Origin of the sequence: Crinalium epipsammum PCC 9333, from assembly GCF_000317495.1 — a bacterium.
GTDB lineage: Bacteria > Cyanobacteriota > Cyanobacteriia > Cyanobacteriales > PCC-9333 > Crinalium > Crinalium epipsammum.
Genome location: NC_019753.1, coordinates 330,590 through 352,873 on the forward strand (window position 1 = coordinate 330,590; position 22,284 = coordinate 352,873).

The 22,284-nt window shown below is 39.8% G+C and carries 6 protein-coding genes and 1 pseudogene; 4 read left to right on the forward strand and 3 right to left on the reverse strand.

What is annotated here, in order from left to right; all coding sequences use genetic code 11:
* Positions 1–58 precede the first annotated feature (58 nt).
* A complete protein-coding gene (locus CRI9333_RS01345) occupies positions 59–691 on the forward strand; it encodes a tyrosine-type recombinase/integrase (protein WP_015201403.1) in 633 nt (210 codons plus the stop codon).
* A gap of 55 nt (positions 692–746) precedes the next feature.
* On the opposite strand, the pseudogene CRI9333_RS01350 reads toward CRI9333_RS01345, so the two are convergent.
* From CRI9333_RS01350 to CRI9333_RS01360, 3 genes and pseudogenes are all read right to left on the reverse strand, one after another.
* Positions 747–1,310: pseudogene (locus tag CRI9333_RS01350) on the reverse strand (IS1634 family transposase); the annotation flags it as partial.
* A 312-nt stretch (positions 1,311–1,622) separates the two neighbouring features.
* Complete coding sequence (locus tag CRI9333_RS01355) at positions 1,623–3,719, reverse strand: acylase (protein ID WP_015201404.1); 2,097 nt, start codon at positions 3,717–3,719, stop codon at positions 1,623–1,625.
* Positions 3,720–3,774: 55 nt separating this feature from the next.
* Positions 3,775–5,070: an MFS transporter gene (locus CRI9333_RS01360; protein ID WP_015201405.1), complete on the reverse strand. Its 1,296-nt coding sequence runs from the start codon at positions 5,068–5,070 to the stop codon at positions 3,775–3,777.
* A 333-nt stretch (positions 5,071–5,403) separates the two neighbouring features.
* Here CRI9333_RS01360 and CRI9333_RS26365 point away from each other — a divergent pair, with 333 nt between their 5' ends.
* From CRI9333_RS26365 to CRI9333_RS01370, 3 genes are all read left to right on the forward strand, one after another.
* Positions 5,404–5,541, forward strand: coding sequence for a hypothetical protein (locus CRI9333_RS26365; protein ID WP_015201406.1), 138 nt, complete (start codon positions 5,404–5,406; stop codon positions 5,539–5,541).
* A gap of 105 nt (positions 5,542–5,646) precedes the next feature.
* A complete protein-coding gene (locus CRI9333_RS01365; protein ID WP_015201407.1) occupies positions 5,647–14,205 on the forward strand; it encodes a non-ribosomal peptide synthetase in 8,559 nt (2,852 codons plus the stop codon).
* Positions 14,206–14,253: 48 nt separating this feature from the next.
* Positions 14,254–22,284 carry a non-ribosomal peptide synthetase gene (locus tag CRI9333_RS01370; protein ID WP_015201408.1) on the forward strand — a complete coding sequence of 2,677 codons (8,031 nt, stop codon included), beginning with the start codon at positions 14,254–14,256 and terminating at the stop codon, positions 22,282–22,284.

Genomic DNA, 22,284 nt, shown 5'->3' on the forward strand with positions numbered 1-22,284 from the left:
TCGTGTATAAGTTGGTAAAATTAGCTCATATACCCCAAGTTTTTCAGGGGGTTGAGTTATGACAGCACAAACCCTCCAACTACCGAAAGTTGGCAAAACAGAAAAACAAGAACGTCAGTCGCCTAACTCTCATAAGTATTTCGAGGTCAGGACTAGGGAGTATTTATTACCAGAAGAAGTCTCTGCGATCCGGTTAGCCATCAAAAAATCTAAGGGTCGCCACGCTCACCGAGACTCAACTCTAATTTTGCTTTGCTATCGTCACGGATTGCGCGTGGCAGAGGTGGCATCTTTGCGGTGGGAGCAAATAGATTGGAGTGGTGGCACAATTTACGTGAAACGAGTTAAAAAAGGGACACCCTGGGTTCAACCACTTTCTGGTCTGGAGATTCGCTCTCTCCGTCAGTTGCTTAGAAATTATCCTGCTAGTCCCTATATTTTCCAGTCGTCTCGACTTGGCCCGTTGGCACATGATACGATCTCCGGCATTGTTGAGCGGGCTGGGGAATTAGCTGGTTTGCCTTTTCCTATTCATGCTCATATGCTGCGGCATGGAACAGGTTATTATCTGGCGAATCGAGGTATTGATACCCGAACAATTCAGAGTTATTTGGGGCATAAAAATATTCAGCATACTGTTCATTACACCGAACTTGCATCTACCAAATTTCAAGGGCTTTGGGATGATTAATGTTTAAACCTCTTGCTTAATTCTTGCCCATCTCCCCCGAAAAAAATCGCTCTCCATCTCCATCACTACTTACTATTAAATCCATCACGCATTGTTTTAAGTCTGGTCTATGGTCACGCGAGTATCCTTGGGCTATGTGAATCGGGTTCTCTTTAATTATTTCTGTTGATTTTTCCTGACGACTAAATTTGTTATATTCTCCATGTAAATGTATAGATGTGGAATCCAAATGAGAATATTTGGTTGCTATTTGATATCTTTTAATGGCATCTAAAGCAATTATTAGAAATAGTTTACTTAACCCAAATTGATACAGCTTATCCATTGTTCTGCCCAACTTATCATCATTTAATTCTTTTGCTTTGATTCCTTCTCCTAATAAATGTTCTATTGCTTTATCTTCAAAAAATTGTGAAAATAAATATAAAGGTCTAGACACAAACCCTAGACCGTTCAGAAGAATGGCTTTAACTATTTGACCAGAGTTAATTTTTTCCCGACTGTCAACTCCGACTATTTCGTTAATTTTTTCAACTATTTTTAAATCATCAATTATTCCCGCTACTATTCCTAAGTGATCTAAGTTTTTAATTTCAATATCTTCTTTTTTAACCGTCATTTATTCAGCAGATTTTTTGAGTTGATGTTTAATTTTGGCATTAAATCACTTTTTTCTTCCTTTCTTCAATACTTTCTTCAATTTCTCTGAGTATTTATACTCAAAATTAATTCTCGTCTGTTCCCTGATTATGTAGCTTTCTATACTACAAATTGAAGTACGGAATGTGGGTTAGATTGGTAGCCTGTTTGGGCTTGAACTTTGTTCAAGTCCCGTTAGTAATGAGAGAATTAACTTCTGTCTTCAATCAGTGCGTAATTCCAAACATTAGGAGCGACTACTTTTACTTACATGAGGTGTGTAATGTGAGATTTAAAACACCTTTTGGGACTCCAAGTGTGCTTCTATTTCTGCACGTTTACGCCATACTGATCGCAATTTTTTTTCTTCAAATAGCTCTAACTGATCATTTATATGAGTTGAATTGGGTTGTGTTGAGTTGCCGTAAGTTGTCAATACCATCGCCTTAACTGGATTAGAAAACTCAATTGCGGCTACAAATGAATCTCCCCCTATCGCTTGCCTTTTCCCCTTTTTTTCAGAGGCATACCAAACGTTTCTGAATACACCAAGAGCATCGTTACTGCCGTTAGCTGGCAGATTAGTTTTGCCATTCTTAAGCTGAAACACTTGACCCCAAGGAACATCTAAGGAACCATAAGTTGATCGCACGTTGTTAGCCGCAGTTTCGAGTGCTGTTACTGCATTAGCGCGATCGCCAATTCCTTTGGGAGTAGTCAGAGGCGCGTTTTCACTCCAAGGCACTGCAAATAAGCGTTTTCGATCTACAAGTTGTCTCCAAGTGGCAAACAAAACTGCTCCGCGACTGTCTGCATTAGTATTGCGATCCCATTTAGCTAATACGTCCGCCGCTTGTTTTGTTAAGTTGTTGCCTGATTGACGCGCGGCGGTAATTAAATCGTCTAAAACTCGATCTGCTAGTTCTACCCGTGTAGAGTGTTTGTATTCGATCAATTCTGGAAAAGAGATTTTTTCATCTTCCATTAGCATTCGCGCTGAACGTTGCGATCGCAAACTCATTTGTCCTCGTGGTGCGATATAAGGCGGATAATTGTCGGGATTAATGGCTACTGGAAATGTGGTTGTCCAAGGCGCATCGTTAGTATTTTGTAACCAACCGCTAACAGGATCGAGAATGCGGGGCAAATCTCTATAAGGATGGATTTTTGTCCAAAGTGTGGCAGAGGTATCACCAGGAACTACGCCTTGCCAGTATTTAAAATCACCTTTGGAACGAACCGGAACTTGACCGTTGAATAGGTGCATGATGTGTCCCTCCCGATCTGCGTACATCACGGTGAACATGGGGATTTGCAAGCGTTTAAGTGCAGATTCAAACTCGGTTAAATTGTGGGCGCGGGACATATCCCACCACTCTTCCAGTCCGCCTGATCGATCTAAACCAACTACGCGAATGGCGATCGCTTTGTCATCTTTCTGGCTAACAACAGCACCATGAATTGATCGCTTAATTTCCAGTAACTCTGATTTTATAGTGCCATCATCCTGCTTAATTTTAATTTCTTGCTGTTCTGTTTCAAATGCTTTAACTTTACCGTCCCAAAGATAGCCATTATTTTTTAATTTCAGTTCGTAGGCATCCCAGCCATCAAAAGTATTAACAGTGTGCGTCCAGCCAAGGAAATCATTAAACGCAATTTCTAATACTGGTAGACCAACTAAAGTTGCTCCATAAGCATCTATTCCAGGTGCTGTTAGTTGCGCCTCATACCAAAGATATAAATCTGACCAAGGTAGGTGGGGATTTGCGAGTAGCATTGCTTTGCCACTAGCAGAATGTGTTGGTGCGATCGCCCAACCATTAGAACCTTTTGATTTATCAGCGTTAGTAATACCTGCTACAGTATCGGGATCAACTACGAAAGTAAAATTTAGCACACGCTGACCGTGGGCTAATATATCTACTCCGGTAACTGGTAAAACTGCTTCAACTGCATCATTTATTAATTCTGGATGTTCTTTGGCGTAAGCATTAATTCCCTCAGCAAAAGCATCAAGATTAAGACGAAAATTTTTATTTTGGGCTTGATACCATTCTTGGGCGCGTTCTGGTACTTTCATTGTCCGCACCCAGCGATCAGAATCTAAATACTCTTTACCCCAATATTCGGCTGCCCTACCGCGTCCCTGACCGTAAAGACGCAAGATTAAGTCTCCATGACTTTGCATCTGCGCCCATCCAAAAGCACGAAATAAACCTTTAGTATCTTTACCGTAAATATGAGGAACGCCGTAGGTATCCCACAGAATTTCGGTAGATTTTTGAGCAAAAACAGGATGATAGCCTGCGATCGCTATAAAAAAGGTTATTCCCAGGATGAATGAAAAAAGGCGAAATGCGAGGCGCTTAGATAAAGTAAACAACATATTTTTGATTAATAAAACCGCAGATAAACGCAGATGGATTCAGGGATTAGATGGGTTATTGTCCAGTTTCTAGTAGATTGTTTTCTACTTCGCGCAAGTTTTTAAAGGTGTATCCGCCTAAACCTATAAGCAATAAGCAGACAGAAGTTAAAACATACAGCAGTGCTATTCCTGCACCACGCCCAGTACCTAAAATTGAGCCGAATATATTTGCTAAACTTTCACCTGGCATCATTGCTGGTTCCAAAACTTGATCTGCTAAAAAACCAGCAATTAAGGGTGCGATCGCAGAAGTAATTAACATAATTGTTGATCGAGCAGCAAATACTCGCCCTTGCAAGTTGTGGTTGATTTTACTCAGCCAAATTGCATCCCGACAACTGCCCATCAAAGGAAAGTTTAAGGACGAACAAAATTGCGCCACAATCAAGATTAAAGGTATGCGGTTTAAACCAAATACTATTTTGCTCAAGCCTGCACCGATCATTCCTAATAACAAGCCGTGTATTTTCTGCTTAGGTACGCCCCAAGTGCTGACAAGGATTGCCCCAATCACACCACCAATGCCTGCTGCTGCCGCTACACTTCCTAAAAGTTGAGTATTATTACCGGAACGAGCCAAAATCATCGGTGCATAAAGTGCAGCACCTAGATCGTGGGCAAATTGGAACATTGCGGCTGCAATCATTAAAGCCAATAAGCTAGGACGATCAAAAATGTATTGGAAGCCAAAAATAATCTCTTTCCAACTAAATTTTTGACTTTGAGGTTGATTTTGACTATCTGCTGTGTGCGGTTGCGGTATATCTACAAACAGTAGAGTGCTAACAGCAACCGCAAACGTAATTAGGTCAATACTTAAAATTCCGCTCAATCCAATTATGGAATAAAGAACACTGGCTAAAGCTGGGGCGATGATATTAGAGCCATAATGCAGTGTAGAAATCATGCCCATAGCGCGGGTGTAATGCTGTTTAGGCACTACCATCGTGATTGATGCTGTAGCAGCGAGTTCTTGAATTTGACCAAAAGTACCTTCAAGTAACCCAGCTAGATATAAATGCCAGACTTGCAAGTGACCTGTGAGAAATAGCAATAGCATAGCAAGACTAGAGAAAGCTGCCACGCCATCACCAACCATCATTAGTAATTTGCGATTGTAGCGATCAACAATTACCCCTGCTAAAGGAGAAATTAAAACGCGCGGTACTTGAGTAAAGAAGCCAACTAAAGCCAATGCAGTTGCTTGTCCCGTCAGTTCCCAAACCCAAATGGTGAGAGTAAAGGCAGTCATATAACTGCCAATTGTCGATATCATTTGTCCGCACCAGAGGATTGAGAACGTCCTCATGTTGGTGGGGAAAGTTTCTTGTCTCATCTAGTTTGTGGTTTCTGCAAATGTATTTTCAGCTACAAACACTTATTAGGGATTATTTCTAATTAAATTGGCAGTATCTTGCACACTTGGCAAAAAACTAGATGAAAAAATAAGTCACTATCTTTCCAGCAATATCTTTATTTTGTCAATGCTTTGCCCTATAAAACTAGGCTAAAATCATACTTCCGTCAGTGTATACCGCAAGATGTATCTTATAATAATTGATAACTATTCTCTATAGCTCAAGGAAAATACTGCTAATTTTCTTAAGTACTATTGAGAATTAGTTTCAAGTACTGTAAGTTAATGAAGTTGGGAATAGCAGTAGTAGCAATCGAACCTGCTGCAACAAATTATCCAAGCAGTCTAACTGTCCAAGTATTGCTCCAGTTATCTGTTGGCATGGCTGTATCTGGCATTATGCTCAGAAAATTGGAATTTTAAGCTTAGGGCGGCATATTATCGCAATTTACAGGCTTTTACGAGGTTTTATTAACCTCTATAGCCTTATGCAAACTTTTCTGGGTTGATCAAGCAGGAACAATAAAAATGTCCGATCCTAAACTCTCCCTTAGTTTTTGTACGTTAGTTGACCTTCTACGTTACAGATCTATCCATCAATCTGAGGACATAGCTTTTGCTTTTCTACAGGATGGAGAAACTGAGGAAACGAGTTTAACTTATCAAGAGTTAGATCGGCGTAGTCGGGCGATCGCATCTTACTTACAAGCATTAAATTTAAGCGGAGAACGGGCATTACTGCTTTATCCAGCAGGTTTAGATTTTTTAGCGGCTTTTTTTGGTTGTGTGTATAGTAATGTGATTGCTGTACCGCTTTACCCACCGAAGTTAAAGCGGAATCTTGGGAAAATTCAAGCGATCGCAACTGATGCCCAAGCAACTGTTGTACTCACAACTTCTCAGCATTTAGTTAATTTAGACCAGTTATTTGCCAAAGCACCAGATCTCAAAGCTTTACGCTGGATAGCTACTGATACTATTGCTGATGTATCAGATTTATGGCAACCGCCAGTATTGCAAGGTGACAGTTTAGCTTATTTGCAATATACATCAGGCTCTACATCTACACCTAAAGGTGTAATGATTAGCCATGAAAATGTGCTGTATAACATTGCTTATATTGATAAGGGATTTGAACATACAGCAGATAGTGTTGCTGTAACTTGGCTGCCCCATTTTCACGATATGGGGTTAATTGATGGGTTATTAAAACCTTTATATAAAGGCATACCTTGTTATTTCATGCCACCAGCAGCGTTTACTCAACGTCCGATTCGCTGGTTGCAAGCAATATCGCGTTACAAGGCTACTCATAGTGGCGCTCCTAATTTCGCTTATGATTTTTGTGTCCGCAAGATTACACCAGAACAACGTGCCAATCTGGATTTAAGTAGTTGGTCTGTCGCGTATAACGGTGCAGAACCAATTGATCACGAAGTTTTAGAAAAATTTGTTGAAGCTTTTGCTAGTTGTGGTTTCCGCGCGGAAGCTTTTTGTCCTGCTTATGGGATGGCGGAAACGACATTAAAGGTTTGTACAGTAAGTAAAAATGATGCGCCGATTGTATGCACTGTTGATAAAGCGGCGTTAGAGAAAAATCAGGTCGTCGAAATTTTTTCCCCGCAGGTTGAAACCTGGGGCTATACAAATAAAGCCCGCCTGCGCGGGCTGATGGGAAATAATATTAGAAGTTTAGTAGGGTGCGGTAAGCCGGATTTTGGGACAAAAGTTGTTATTGTTAATCCTGATTCGTTTAAGCAATGTGGTGAGAATGAAGTAGGAGAAATTTGGGTATCTGGAACTACTGTTGCTCAAGGTTATTGGAATAGACAGGAAGAAACAGAAAGTACATTTAAAGCTACGCTTGCTGATACGGGTGAAGGAAATTTTTTAAGAACTGGCGATTTAGGATTTTTCCATAATGGGGAATTGTTTATTACGGGACGATTGAAAGATGTAATTATCATTCGTGGTCGTAATCTTTATCCCCAAGATATTGAAAAAACAGTTGAACGCAGCCATTCAGCTTTAAGACTAAGTGCTGGCGCAGCCTTTGCTGTAGAAGTTGGGCGTGAAGAACAACTGGTAGTGGTGCAGGAATTGGAGTTGCGCCAGTCGGGGAATTTAGAGGAGGTAATTGCTGGAATTAGGAGTGCGATCGCAGCAGAATATGAAGTACAACCTTATGCTGTGGTTTTGATTAAATATGGCAGTATTCCTAAAACTACCAGTGGTAAAATTCAACGACGCGCTTGTAAAGCTCAATTCTTAGCAGGTGAGTTAGAAATTGTTGCTAGTAGTGTTTTAGAAAACACAGATTATTTAGCAGCAGAAGTTAGTTTAAATCGTGAAATTTTATTAGCCACAGATTTAAATGAACGTCAAACAAGTTTAGAAGATTATTTGCGATCGCAAATTGCTAAGATTTTAAAGGTATCGTATGTAAATGTTGATTTACAGCAGCCTTTAAGCAATTTGGGACTCGATTCGCTAAAGCTGTTTGAGTTAAAAAATCAAATTGAAATTGATTTGAGTGTGGTTTTATCAGTTATTGAGCTATTTGAGGATATTAGTATTGCTCAACTAGCCACACTAATTTTAGGAGAAATTACAACAAGCGCACCTGTTGTTTCAGGAATTAAGCCTGTTAACAGAGAGCAAGAATTACCGCTATCTTTTGCCCAAGAAAGGTTATGGTTTTTTGACCAGTTAGAACCAGGGAATCCTTTTTACAATCTTGCTGCCACAATAGATATAAAAGGACAACTCAATATAGATGCACTAACTTATAGTCTTAACGAGATTGTAAAAAGGCATGAAGTTTTACGGACTAAATTTGTTAATCACAATGGTAAACCAGTTCAAGTTATTTTGAATGATATTAGCTGGGATTTGTCCATCATAGACTTGACTAGTTTTTCAGCAGAACAAAGAAAGATAGAAGTAGAAAATTTGTGTTTAAAAGCAGCGCAATCGCCTTTTAATTTACAGCAATGCGGTCTTTTCCGCACGCAAATTTTACGCATCTCAGAAACAGAACATATCCTCCTAATAGCCGTACACCACATTGTTTTTGATGGTTGGTCGATCAGGTTATTGTTGCAAGAATTGGCTGCTTTTTATCAAATCAGTACTAACAATTTGCGATCTTTGCCAAATTTACCGATTCAATATGCAGATTTTGCAGTTTGGCAGCGTCAGTGGTTGCAAGATGAAGTTTTGCCAAATCAATTAAAGTATTGGCAGCAAAAATTAAGCGGTAATTTACCAGTCCTGAATTTACCTACTGACTTTACTCGTCCAGTTGTTCAAACTTTTCAAGGCAACAAACATATATTTATCATTCCAAAGAATCTCACAGCAAATCTGAGAAAATTCAGTAAAGAAAAAAAGGTAACTCTGTTCATGCTGTTAATGGCAGCATTCAAAACTTTACTATATCGTTACACTGGGCAAGAAGATATTTTAGTTGGTTCTCCCATTGCTAATCGTAACCACAGCGAAATTGAAAAATTAATTGGTTTCTTTGCTAATACTGTAGTTTTTCGGACTAATTTATCAAGCAATCTAACTTTTACAAATTTGCTTTTACGAGTACGGGAAACTGCATTAGCAGCTTATCAACATCAAGATGTTCCCTTTGAAAAGCTGGTAGAAGTTTTGCAACCAGAACGGGATCTCAGTCGTAATCCCATATTTCAAGTTTTATTCGCTTTACATAGTTTTTCTAAGCCAGAGTTAGCAGTAGCGGAAGTTAATTTTAGTCTACAAGAAATAGATACACGAACTGCTAGATTTGATTTAGCGTTGGATCTCTGGGAAGAATCGGAAATAATTAGAGGTTCATTAGAATACAACCAAGACTTATTTGAAAACGCGACTATTGTGCGGATAGCAAGTCATTTTCAAACTTTGCTTGAGAGCATTATATCCGATCCAGAGCAACGTATTTCTACATTAAACCTGTTAACTGAATTTGAACTGAAACAAATAGGGATAGATTATAGTTCGACGAAAATTACCTCTCAACCGCTTCAATGTATCCATGAAATTTTTGAGTTACAAGCTGATAAATCACCCGACGCGATTGCGCTCCGCGCACACTCCGTGAACGCTGTATGTGAACAACAAAAATTAAACTATCAAGAACTAAATCAAAGAGCGAATCAACTAGCTCATTACTTACAAAAACTTGGCGTAAAACCAGAAGTAAGAGTGGGGATTTATGTTGAGCGTTCCTTAGAAATGATTGTGGGAATGCTGGGAATTCTCAAAGCTGGGGGCGCTTATGTACCGCTAGATCCAAGTTACTCAAATGAGCGTCTACAATTCATGTTAGAAGATGCTCAAGTTAATGTGCTGTTAACTCAGGCGCACTTACACGATAAAATTAATTCTGATCAAATATTAAAAGTTTGTCTTGATAGAGATTGGAAAGTTATTTCTCAAGAAAGACATACTAATTGTGTTAGTGAAGTCACACCAAAAAATCTCGCTTATGTTATCTATACTTCGGGTTCTACAGGCAAACCTAAAGGAGTTGAAATAACTCATGCCAGTGTAGTACATTTATTTGCTGCTACTTGTCCGACATTTAATTTTAACGAGCGAGATGTTTGGACAGTTTTTCATTCTTATGCTTTTGATTTTTCAGTTTGGGAAATTTGGGGCGCATTACTACATGGCAGTAGGTTAGTTATTGTTCCTCGTAATTTAACGCAGTCACCTGAAGAATTTTATAACTTGTTAGTAAAAGAGCAAGTTACTATTCTTAATCAAACGCCTTCAGCTTTACGCCAGTTAGTTGCTGCTCATTCTGAATTAGTTACTGGAGATTTAAATTTACGATTGATTGTTTGTGGAGGAGAAGCTTTTCCGCAAGAGTTAGCTGAGAAAATATTGGCATGGAATGTACCCGTATGGAATTTTTATGGACCTACTGAGGCGACTGTGTGGGCAACAATTCAACAAATTAAAGGGATTTATTCTATTAATAAAGTGATTCCGATTGGGAAAGCGATCGCAGACAAACAAATCTATATTCTAGACAGCAATCTCCAACCTTTACCTATTGGTATACCAGGCGAAATTCATATTGGTGGTATTGGTTTAGCTAGAGGTTATTTAAACCAAGTAGAATTAACAGCAGAAAAATTTATTAATAATCCGTTTAAACCTTCAGGAAAACTATATAAAACTGGTGATTTAGGTCGTTACTTACCAGATGGAACGATTGAATTTATCGGTCGAATTGACTATCAGGTAAAAATCCGAGGTTTCCGCATTGAGTTAGGAGAAGTTGAAACGGTACTTAGTCAGCATCCAGCAGTAAAGCAAGTTGTTGTTGTCGATCAAAATGATGAATTAGGAAATAAGCGTTTAGTTGCTTATATAGTAACTAAGTCAGAACAGATACCTAATAGCGAACTGCGCCAATTTTTAACAGAGAAATTACCAGAATATATGGTGCCTTCTGCTTTCGTGATACTGGAAGCACTACCTGTAACAGCTAACGGCAAAATTGACCGCAAGGCATTACCAGCACCCAATTTTTCTGAACGAGAATTAGCATCAAGCTTTGTCGCACCTCGCACTCCAATAGAGAACTTATTAGCAGAGATTTGGAGAAAGGTTTTAGGTGTTACACAGATAGGCATTCACGATAATTTCTTTGCACTAGGCGGACATTCTTTACTAGCTACCCAACTCATCGCCAAAGTACGGGAAGAATTTCAGGTAGAATTGCCACTGCGATCGCTTTTCCAGTTTCCTACTATTGCGACTTTAGCAGAGCAAATTTCACAACCGTCAATTACGACAGAAAAAGCAGTAAATCTGCTGCCAACCATAACTCCAGATATTAACCATAAATATCAACCTTTCCCTCTCACTGATATTCAGCAAGCTTACTGGGTGGGTAGAAGTTCAGCTTTTGAATTAGGCAATGTTGCTACTCATATATATGTAGAAATTGATGCCGTTGAGCTAGATTTAGAACGTTTTAATTTAGCTTGGCAGCGACTAATTGAACGTCACGATCTGCTGCGGGTAATTATTCTGCCGGATGGACAGCAACAAATCCTTAAAGAAGTACCAACTTATCAAGTTAAGGTTTTGGATCTGCAAGGGCAAAGTGCAGAAGGGATAAATTTGCAATTGGAAAAGGTACGCGATCGCCTGGATCACCAAATTTTACCTAGCGACAAATTCCCATTATTTGAAATTTGCGCCTCTCAGTTAGATCAACGCCGCACCCGCTTACATTTTAGTTTTGATTTGTTAATTGCCGATGCTTGGAGTTTCCAAATTATTGGGCGAGAATTAGCAGCTTTATATCAAAATCCCGAAGTTGAATTAACACCATTACAAATTTCTTTCCGAGATTATGTTTTAGCTGAGGTTAATCAGCGCAACTCAGAACAGTATCGCCGATCGCAAGAATATTGGCGCGATCGCATCGCCACCTTAGCGCCAGCACCAGAACTGCCTTTAGCGCAAAATCCCTCTGCAATTAAACATCCGCGCTTTGTCCGTCACAGTGGCAAATTACAGGCGGATAAATGGCAACAACTGAAGAATTACGCCAGTATTGCCGGAATTACACCTTCTGCGGTATTACTAGCTGCATTCGCTGAAGTGCTGACAGTTTGGAGTAAAAATCCGCGTTTTACCCTGACACTAACGCTATTTAATCGCCTACCTCTGCATTCACAAGTTAACGAACTTGTTGGAGATTTCACTTCTATCAGCCTGTTGGAAGTGGACAACTCAGCAGAAGATACTTTTGGCGATCGCGCCCGTCGCTTGCAAGCGCAACTGTGGGAAGATTTAGACCACCGCGACGTTAGCGGGGTGCAAATTTTGCGGGAATTAGCTCGAACTCAAGGCAGACTTTCTAGTGCTTTGATGCCTGTAGTCTTCACCAGCACTTTAACGCAGGAAGCTTTAGGAGAACAAAAATTTCCTTTAGATTGGTTGGGAGAAATGACTTATGGTATTACCCAAACGCCGCAAGTTTTCCTCGATCATCAAGTTGCAGAAGAAGCAGGTGCATTAGTTTTCAACTGGGATGCAGTAGAAGCTATTTTCCCTACTGGAATGTTGGATGATATGTTTGCTGCTTATTGCAACTTCCTCGAAAGTTTGGCGCAAAGAGAAGAAAACTGGCAAGAAATTCATCCCCGATTAATTCCGCAGACACAATTAAACCAATTTGCCGCTATTAACGCCACTGATGCTGCAATCTCCTCCGACCTCCTTCATACCTTATTTACTGCACAAGTAGATTTACAGGCGGAAAAAGTTGCTGTAGTTACAAGCGATCGCACTCTCACTTATGCAGAGTTATATCGTCTTGCAAATCAACTCGGTCATAAATTGCGAGATTTAGGTGCAAAACCTAATCAGTTAGTTGCAGTCGTGATGGAGAAAGGTTGGGAACAAGTTGTTGCTGTGTTGGGTATCTTGATGTCTGGTGCGGCGTATGTACCGATAGATCCGAAATTGCCACAAGAAAGGCGATCGCATCTATTTAAACAAGCAGAAATTCAGTTAGTTGTTACTCAACCTTGCGTTGATAAACGGTTGTATTGGTCAGAAGGTATCCAGCGCATTTGTGTAGATATCCCAGATGCAGAGACGCGATCTATCGCCTCTACCCTAGAACCAGTACAGAAACCAGAAGATATTGCCTATGTAATTTATACTTCTGGTTCGACTGGATTGCCTAAAGGGGTAACAATTGACCATCGCGGTGCTGTTAACACAATTCTGGATATCAATCACCGCTTCAATGTCCAAGCTTCAGACAAAGTATTTGCCCTTTCTGCCCTTAACTTTGACCTTTCGGTTTATGACATTTTTGGCACATTAGCTGCTGGTAGTGCGATCGTTATTCCCGATGCTTCCGCTACTCAAGAACCATCGCACTGGGCAGAATTAATGCAGCGAGAACAGATTACTATTTGGAACTCTGTACCCGCTTTAATGCAAATGATGGTGGATTATGGTTGTAATAATTCTGCTATCTTCCAACATCTGCGCCTAGTAATGCTTAGTGGAGATTGGCTACCGCTAAATCTACCAAATCAAATTAAAGCGTTAAATTCAGAAACTGAGGTCATTAGTTTAGGTGGTGCAACTGAAGCTTCTATTTGGTCTATTTACTATCCGATTGAATCAGTTAATCCATATTGGAAAAGCATTCCCTACGGCAAACCACTACAGAATCAACATTTTTATGTTTTAAATCATGCACTTGAACCTTGTCCGATATTAGTGCCGGGACAACTTTACATCGGCGGGATTGGATTAGCTAAATGCTATTGGCGAGATGAAGCAAAAACATCTGCTAGTTTTATTACCCATCCACGTACAGGTGAAAGACTTTATAAAACTGGAGATTTAGGGCGTTATCTTCCCGATGGCAATATTGAATTTTTAGGTAGAGAAGACTTCCAAGTTAAGATTGGCGGCTATCGGATTGAGTTAGGTGAAATTGAATCAGCATTACTCAAGCATCCCGCAGTTAGGGAAGCAGTAGTTAATGCCGTTGGCGAAAAACCAACTCATAAGCGATTGGTTGCTTATATAATTCCCACCGAGGAAACGCCACAAATTGAGGAACTACGCAGCTTTTTAAGTGAAAAACTGCCAGCTTATATGATTCCTTCGGCATTCGTAATGTTAGAAAGCTTGCCCCTAACAGCTAATGGCAAAGTTAACCGCCAAGCTTTACCGATACCGAGTGCTATTCAAGAAATTGATTCTACTGTTGTTGCGCCTCGTAACTCTACCGAAACAACCTTAGCTAAGTTGTGGTTTGAAGTGCTTGGTGTGGAAAACATCAGTATTTATGACAACTTCTTTGATTTAGGTGGCGATTCGATCTTAGTTACCCAATTAATTACGAAAGTGCGCGAAGTTTTTCAAGTCGAACTACCTTTGCGTGACTTCTTTGAACAACCTACGATCGCTGCCTTCGTAGAATGCCTTGAAAAAGCTAAAAATAGCGGTTCTAAGCCAGAAGAATCGGAAATTGTGCCAATTTCTAGAAAAGCATATCGGATGAAATTATCTTCCCTCTAAAAATTCATCCCCAACCTGCCATCAAAAATAGTAATTTTAAATCTTGATATGATCTCCTCCTTGGAAACTCCAACTGACATAAATAACTTAATTGATGCCGAAGAAGTTTTTGTTTTGCCTGTATCTTTTTCGCAGCAACGTCTATGGTTTCTCGATCAGTTAGAATCTGGCAATGCTTTTTACAACCAATCTAATGCAGTCAAACTCACAGGTAAAGTTGATGTAGTCGCTTTAGAAAAAAGCTTTAACGCATTAGTTGAGCGTCACGAAATTTTAAGAACAACTTTTGTCAAAGTTGACGACCAACCAATGCAGGTAATCAGACCTAACCTGACATTACCAATGTCAGTAATAGATTTGCGTGGCGTAGTAGAAATTGACTCCGAAGTAGAACGCCTTGCTGTTGAACACGCCCGCTATATTTTCGACCTAACTAAAGCGCCATTACTCAAAACTACTTTGCTACAAGTTGGAGATGAGGAATATGTATTGCTAATTACGATGCAACACATTATTTCTGATGGTTGGTCGAAAGGAATTTTTATTAAAGAAATTGCTGCATTTTATAAAGCTTTTTCTACAGGTAAACCTGCCTTTCTACCTGAACTGTCAATTCAGTATGCAGATTATGCTCTGTGGCAACGCGATCGCATAAAGGGAGAATTATTAGAAAAGCACTTAAATTACTGGAAAAATCAGTTACAGGACGCAACTCCGTTATTAGAATTGCCAACTGATCGACCCCGCCCCCCCATTCAAACTTATCAAGGTGCTGTCGAAACACTGGCGCTGCCAAAAACTCTTACTGATGCGCTGAAAAATCTCAGTCGCCAGAAAAATGTTACCTTATTTATGACCTTAATTGCAGCTTTCAAAACGCTGCTGTATCGCTACACAGGTCAATATGACATTCTTGTTGGTTCCCCAATTGCTAATCGTCAACGTGCTGAATTAGAACAACTAATTGGCTTATTTGTTAATACTTTAGTTTTACGCACAGATTTATCTGAAAATCCCAGTTTTGATGAGTTGCTGCGGCGAGTACAGCAGGTAGCTTTAGATGCTTATGCTCATCAAGATTTACCTTTTGAAAAGTTAGTTGAAGAATTACAGCCAGAAAGAAATCTTAGCTATGCGCCTTTATTTCAGGTAATGTTTGTGCTGCACAATGCGCCGATGCCGCCGTTGCAGCTTCCTGGGTTAAAGTTGGAAATTCTGGATATTGATAGCAAAGTCGCACAGTTTGATTTAACTTTGCACTTATTCGACAAACCTGAAGGTTTAACGGGTTGGTTTGAATACAGTACAGATTTATTCGATCGCGCCACAATTCAACGCTTAATCGGTCATTTTGAAACTTTATTAGCAGGTATTGTTAATAACTCCGAGCAAAAAGTTTCAGAATTACCAATATTAACAGCAGCCGAACAGCAGCAATTATTATTTGAATGGAATAATACTCAAACTGATTATCCTTTAAATCAATGCCTGCACGAGTTAATAGAAGCGCAGGTTGAGAAAACGCCAGATGATATTGCCGTAGTTTTTCAAAATCAAGAATTAACTTATCAAGAGTTAAATCATCGCGCCAATCAACTCGCTCATTACTTACAAAAAGTTGGGGTTAAACCAGAAACATTAGTCGGCGTTTGTATGGAGCGATCGCTTGAGCTTGTAATCGCTCTTTTAGGGATTTTAAAAGCGGGTGGTGCTTATGTACCGCTAGATCCTAGCTATCCTTCGGAACGTCTAGCTTTTATGCTGGAAGATGCCGAATTTTCGGTTATTCTTAGCCAGCAAAAGTTGGTAGAGACGTTTCCTGAAACATCTTTACATGAAGATAAACCGCAAATATTTTGCTTAGATACAGGATGGCAAATATTAGCGCAAGAAAGCATTAATAACCCTATTAGTAATATTAAGCCTGATAACTTAGCCTATGTAATTTATACTTCTGGTTCTACTGGCAAGCCAAAAGGAGCGATGAATACTCACAAAGGTATTTGTAATCGCTTGCTATGGATGCAAGATACTTATCAACTAACAACAGCAGATCGGGTTTTGCAAAAAACTCCTTTTAGTTTTGATGTATCGGTATGGGAGTTTTTCTTACCTTTATTAACAGGTGCTAGATTAGTTGTATCTAAACCGGAGGGGCATAAAGATAGGGATTATTTGGTAGATGCGATCGCGCAATATCAAATCACTACACTGCACTTTGTCCCCTCAATGCTACAAAAGTTTTTAGAGGCAGAAAGTTTAGACAAATGCCAGAGTTTGCAGCAAGTAATGTGTAGCGGTGAAGCCTTACCTTATGAACTGCAACAGCACTTTTTTACCAAGTTGCCAAAAGTAAAATTACACAATCTTTACGGACCAACTGAAGCCGCAATAGATGTTACTTTTTGGGAATGCCAGTCTAATAGTGAGCTAAAAATAGTTCCTATCGGTCGTCCTATTGCTAATACACAACTGTATATTCTTGATTCTTATTTACAACCTGTACCGATTGGTATTCCAGGCGAGTTGCACATCGGCGGCGTTGGTGTAGCTAGAGGTTATTTAAATCGACCAGAATTAACAAAAGAAAAGTTTATTCCTAATTTATTTTTGACCTCTACTCTGCAAGGGGAGGGGGTTGGGGGGTTAGGTTCCAACCTTTACAAAACTGGTGATTTAGTTCGCTATCTTCCCGATGGCAATATTGAATATTTGGGACGCATCGACAACCAAGTTAAAATACGCGGTTTTCGCATTGAATTAGGCGAAATTGAAACTGTATTAACAGAACATCCCGCAGTAAAGCAATCTATTGTTATTACGAGGGAAGATCGGACAGGCACTAAACAATTGGTGGCGTATATTGTTTTTCTTAATCGCAGATGTGAGCAGATAAACGCAGATGACGCAGATGTTAAAGAAGATTTTGCTGATTTGTGTAAGAAGTTTAATGTAGACGAATTTTTAGTAAATTTTGAATTAGATTTACGTCGCTACTTAAAAGAAAAATTACCTGAATATATGATTCCTACTGCTTTTGTAGTATTGGAATCTCTGCCACTTACACATAATGGAAAAATTGACCGTAAAGCTTTACCTGCACCAAATTATAACCGAGAAGAATTAGCATCAAACTTTGTTGCACCTCAAACTCAGGAAGAAAAGCTATTAGCTGAAATTTGGGCGCAGGTTCTTGGATTAGAAAAGGTTGGGGTTAGGGATAATTTCTTTGCGTTAGGTGGAGATTCAATCCGCAGTATTCAAGTGCAATCTTTAGCACAGAAGCAAGGATTTAGCTTTTCACTTCATCAACTTTTTCAATACCAAACCATTTATGAGCTAGTTCAACAACTGCAACCAACGACAGCAGACACAACAACAAATTTAGTAGCAGCATTCAGTTTAATTTCTGAAAGCGATCGGAAAAAAATACCTGAAAATATAGAAGATGCTTATCCTCTCGCCAGACTGCAAGCGGGAATGCTTTTTCACAGCCAATACAGCGAGGAAAGCGCAACCTATCACGATATTTTTAGCTTTTACTTAAAAGCACCTTTTGATGCTGAAATTTTGCAGGAGGCTATCGAAAATATTGTTAATCGCCATCCAGTTTTAAGAACTTCATTTGACTTAAAAAGTTTTAGCGAACCTCTGCAATTAGTGCATCAAACCGCAAATCTGGCGTTGCAGGTAGAAGATTTGCAGCATTTATCCGCTTCCGAACAATCAGAAAAAATTAATGCTTGGTTAGAAGCGGAAAAACAACAGCATTTTGATTTGAGTCAGCCTGGTTTATTGCGATTCCAAATTCATCTTCGTAGTGCAAAAACATTTCAAATCAGCGTTAGTTTCCACCATGTAATTTTGGATGGGTGGAGTGTCGCCGCCATGCTAACTGAGTTATTCCAAGATTACCTATCCGTAGAGGCGGGATATATTGCGTCTCTACAACCGGAATTGCTGAGTAAATTTAGAGATTTTGTAGTATTAGAGCGAGAAGCGATCGCTTCCCCATCCTACCAAGATTACTGGCAGACAAAATTAAGCGATCGCAATATCGCTAAACTACCTCGTTGGCATAGTTCTCAGCGTTCAGAAATCAGAGAAATTCGCAGCCAGCAAGTAGTAATATCCTCTGAAATTTGTGAAGGAATTAAACAGTTAACTAAATCCGCAGCAGTTCCACTTAAAAGTGTCTTACTAACGGCACATTTGCGCGTATTAAGTATCCTTAGCGGTCAATCAGATATTATTAGCGGTTTAGTAGTTAATGGCAGACCAGAACAAACTGATGGCGAAAAAGTTTTGGGAATGTTCCTCAATACTCTGCCGTTCCGGTTGCAATTAACTGGGGGAACTTGGACAGAGTTAGTACAACAAGTATTTGCGGCTGAAAGTGAGTTATTGCCATACCGTTGCTATCCCTTAGCAGAATTGCAAAAGTACAGTGGCGGTCAGCCTTTGTTTGAGGCAGCATTTAACTTTGTCAATTTCCACGTTTACCAAGGTCTGCAAGATTTCCCTGAAATAGAAGTTTTAGATGCGCGGGTTTTTGAAGCTACAGATATTCCCTTGTTTACTGATTTCAGCGTCGATCCCTTCTCGCAACAGGTAAAAATCATCCTTCAGTATGATGCACAGGAATTTTGCGTTGAACAAATTGATGCGATCGCCCTTTATTACTTGCGTTGTTTAGAAGCAATGGCTAAGGAACCGCAGGAACGGTATGAAGTGCGATCGCTTTTATCTGAGCAAGAACAGCATCAACTCTTAATTGAGTGGAATAACACCAAAAAAGACTATCCCCAAGATCAGTGTATTCATCAGTTATTTGAGGCTCAAGTAGAACGCACACCGGACGCTGTAGCCGTCGTTTTTGAGGGTCAACAACTAACCTATCGTCAGCTAAACGAAAAAGCCAATCAACTAGCGCATTACCTGCAAAAACTGGGAGTTAAACCAGAAGTATCAGTCGGGATATGTGTAGAACGTTCCTTAGAAATGCTTGTTGGTATCCTTGGCATTGTCAAAGCAGGTGGCGCTTATCTGCCATTAGATCCAGCTTATCCCGATCAACGTTTAGCTTTCATGCTGGCAGATGCTCAAGTTTCCATTCTCCTAACCCAACAAAGTGTAGAGACGTTGTATGCAACGTCTCTACAGGAGAAACGGGTTGTTTATTTAGATACAGATTGGCAGTTAATTTCTCAAGAAAGCCAGAAAAACCCAGAAACCACCGTCAAACCAGAAAATCTGGTTTATGTAATTTATACTTCCGGTTCTACTGGTCAATCTAAAGGGGTAGCAGTTCAGCACAGCAACTTAGTTAACGCTTATTTTGCCTGGGAGGAAGCTTATCAATTGCATCAGGTAACGTCTCACCTGCAAATGGCAAGCTTTTCCTTCGATGTATTTTCTGGGGACATGGTTCGCGCTTTGTGTTCTGGCGGTAAGTTGGTGTTGTGTCCCAGAGATTTATTGCTGACACCGCATCAGCTTTATGAGTTGATGCAACGGGAAAAAATCGACTGTGCCGAATTTGTGCCAGTAGTTTTAAGAAACCTGATCCAATATCTAGAAGACACAAGTAACAGTCTCGAATTTATGCGGCTGCTGATTTGTGGTTCAGATAGCTGGTATGGTTCGGAGTATCAAAAATTCCGTCAATTCTGCGGCTCTCAAACGCGATTAATTAACTCTTTTGGTGTTACTGAAGCAACGATTGATAGCGCGTATTTTGAAAGCGCGGATACTAACTCCCTCCCCTTACTAAGGGGAGGGTTGGGGAGGGGTTCTACTCAACAATTAGTACCAATCGGCAAACCATTCGCTAATACCCAGCTTTATATCTTAGATAACTATTTGCAGCCTGTACCAGTAGGGGTTTACGGCGAACTTTACATCGGCGGTGCTGGTGTAACTCGCGGTTATCTCAACCGTCCCGAATTAACTGCTGATAAGTTTATTAATAACCCCTTTAATCTTGCGGAGAAACTCTACAAAACTGGTGATATTGCTCGTTATTTACCAGATGGAAATATTGAGTTTATTGGGCGTAGCGATGATCAAGTTAAAATTCGCGGTTTCAGGATTGAGTTAGCAGAAATTGAGGCTGTATTATCCCAGCATCCAGAAGTACAACAAGCTGTAATTACAGTCAGGGAAGCACAACCAAATCAAAAAAGTCTTGTAGGCTATTTTGTTTCTAATGTAGAGACTTTATCTGCAACGCCTCTACCTAATACCAAATCCATTGATTTACGCAGTTTTCTCCAAGAAAGATTGCCGGAATATATGGTTCCTGCCGCATTTGTGGAGTTAGTGGAATTACCGCTTACCCCGAATGGAAAGGTAGATAGAAAATCTTTGCCAGCACCAGATTCAACTAACTCAAACTTGGCAACAGATTTCACATCTGCACGTAATACTGTGGAAGAACAATTAGCCAATATCTGGGCTGATGTTCTGCGCCTTACTCAAGTAGGCATTTACGATAACTTCTTTGAGTTAGGTGGAGATTCAATTCTCAGTATTCAAATTATTGCTAAAGCTAATCAAGCTGGTTTAAATCTCACTCCTAAATTACTATTTCAATATCCAACGATTGCAGAATTAGCCGCAGCAGCAGGTACGAACCAGATAATTCATACCGAACAAACTCCTGTAACTGGTAATGTGCCACTGACACCAATTCAAAATTGGTTTTTTGAGGAAAATTTTGTCGATGCCCACCACTGGAACCAAGCAGTATTACTAGAAGTAAAACAACCGCTAAAATCAGCAATCTTAGAAAAGGCTACACAACAGTTATTAATACATCACGATGCTTTACGTTTACGATTTGTTAAAGGTGAATCTGGTTGGCAACAATTTAATGCCGAACCGAATCATATTATCCCTCTGATAGTAAAAGATTTATCAGCACTTTCATCGACAGAGCAATTATTAGAAATGGAAGCTGTTGCTGATGAATTACAAGCTAGTCTAGATTTAACAGCCGGAAAAATAGTTAGGTTTGGATTATTTAATTTAGGCATAACCAGCCGATTGCTAATTGTGATTCATCACTTAGCAGTTGATGGTGTTTCTTGGCGAATTTTGATTGAAGATTTACAGACAGCATACGCCCAACTTGAACAAGGTAAAACGGTACAGTTACCCCGCAAAACAACTTCTTTTAAATATTGGTCTGAAAGACTGTCAAAATATGCGCGATCGCTCTCTATCCAGCCAGAACTTAATTATTGGTTAGAACAAGCAAAACAACCAGTATCTAGAATGCCTTTAGACTGGGTTGATGGCGTAAATACGGTAGCAACTTCTCACACTCTATCGGTATCTTTAAGCGTTGAAGAAACACAATTATTACTACAAGAAGTTCCTAAACTTTACCGTACTCAAATCAACGATGTATTGCTGACAGCATTGTTACAAGTTTTCAACCACTGGACAGGGCAAACATCACTATTAATTGATTTAGAAGGACACGGACGAGAAGAACTGTTTGATGATATAGATATTTCTCGCACAATTGGTTGGTTTACTTCTGTTTTTCCTGTGCGGTTGCACACAGAACAATTAACTAATTCAGTAGAGACTTTAAAATCAGTTAAAGAGCAACTGCGGAGTATTCCGAATCGCGGGATTGGTTACGGTTTATTGCGCTATCTAAATAGCGATCGCCTTCAATTAGCTAAATTGCCTCAAGCAGAAATTAGTTTTAACTATCTCGGTCAATTCGATCAAACTTTTACTGAATCCACTTTATTCGATTTAGCTAAAGAATCTGCTGGTGCGTCCCAAAGTAAGCGCGAACATCGCACTTATTTACTAGAAATTAACGGTTTGGTCACTGGCGGGCAAGTCCAATTTGACTGGACTTATAGCGAGGCAGTTCATCACCGCAGCACGATTGAAAGTTTGGCACAGAGTTTTATTGAGGCTTTGAAATCATTGATTAATCAAAGTCAGTTAAAGGATGCGATCGCGTACACTCCTTCTGATTTTTCAGAATTTGAGTGGAGTCAGTGGAACCAATCAGATATTGACGATATTTTGACAGCAATAGGAGAGGTGTGA

Coding starts and splice junctions, on each gene's coding strand:
- CRI9333_RS01345 (WP_015201403.1), top strand. CDS start 59: ATGACAGCACAAACCCTCCAACTACCGAAAGTTGGCAAAACAGAAAAA.
- CRI9333_RS01360 (WP_015201405.1), bottom strand. CDS start 5,070: ATGAGGACGTTCTCAATCCTCTGGTGCGGACAAATGATATCGACAATT.
- CRI9333_RS01365 (WP_015201407.1), top strand. CDS start 5,647: ATGTCCGATCCTAAACTCTCCCTTAGTTTTTGTACGTTAGTTGACCTT.
- CRI9333_RS26365 (WP_015201406.1), top strand. CDS start 5,404: ATGAAGTTGGGAATAGCAGTAGTAGCAATCGAACCTGCTGCAACAAAT.
- CRI9333_RS01355 (WP_015201404.1), bottom strand. CDS start 3,719: ATGTTGTTTACTTTATCTAAGCGCCTCGCATTTCGCCTTTTTTCATTC.
- CRI9333_RS01370 (WP_015201408.1), top strand. CDS start 14,254: ATGATCTCCTCCTTGGAAACTCCAACTGACATAAATAACTTAATTGAT.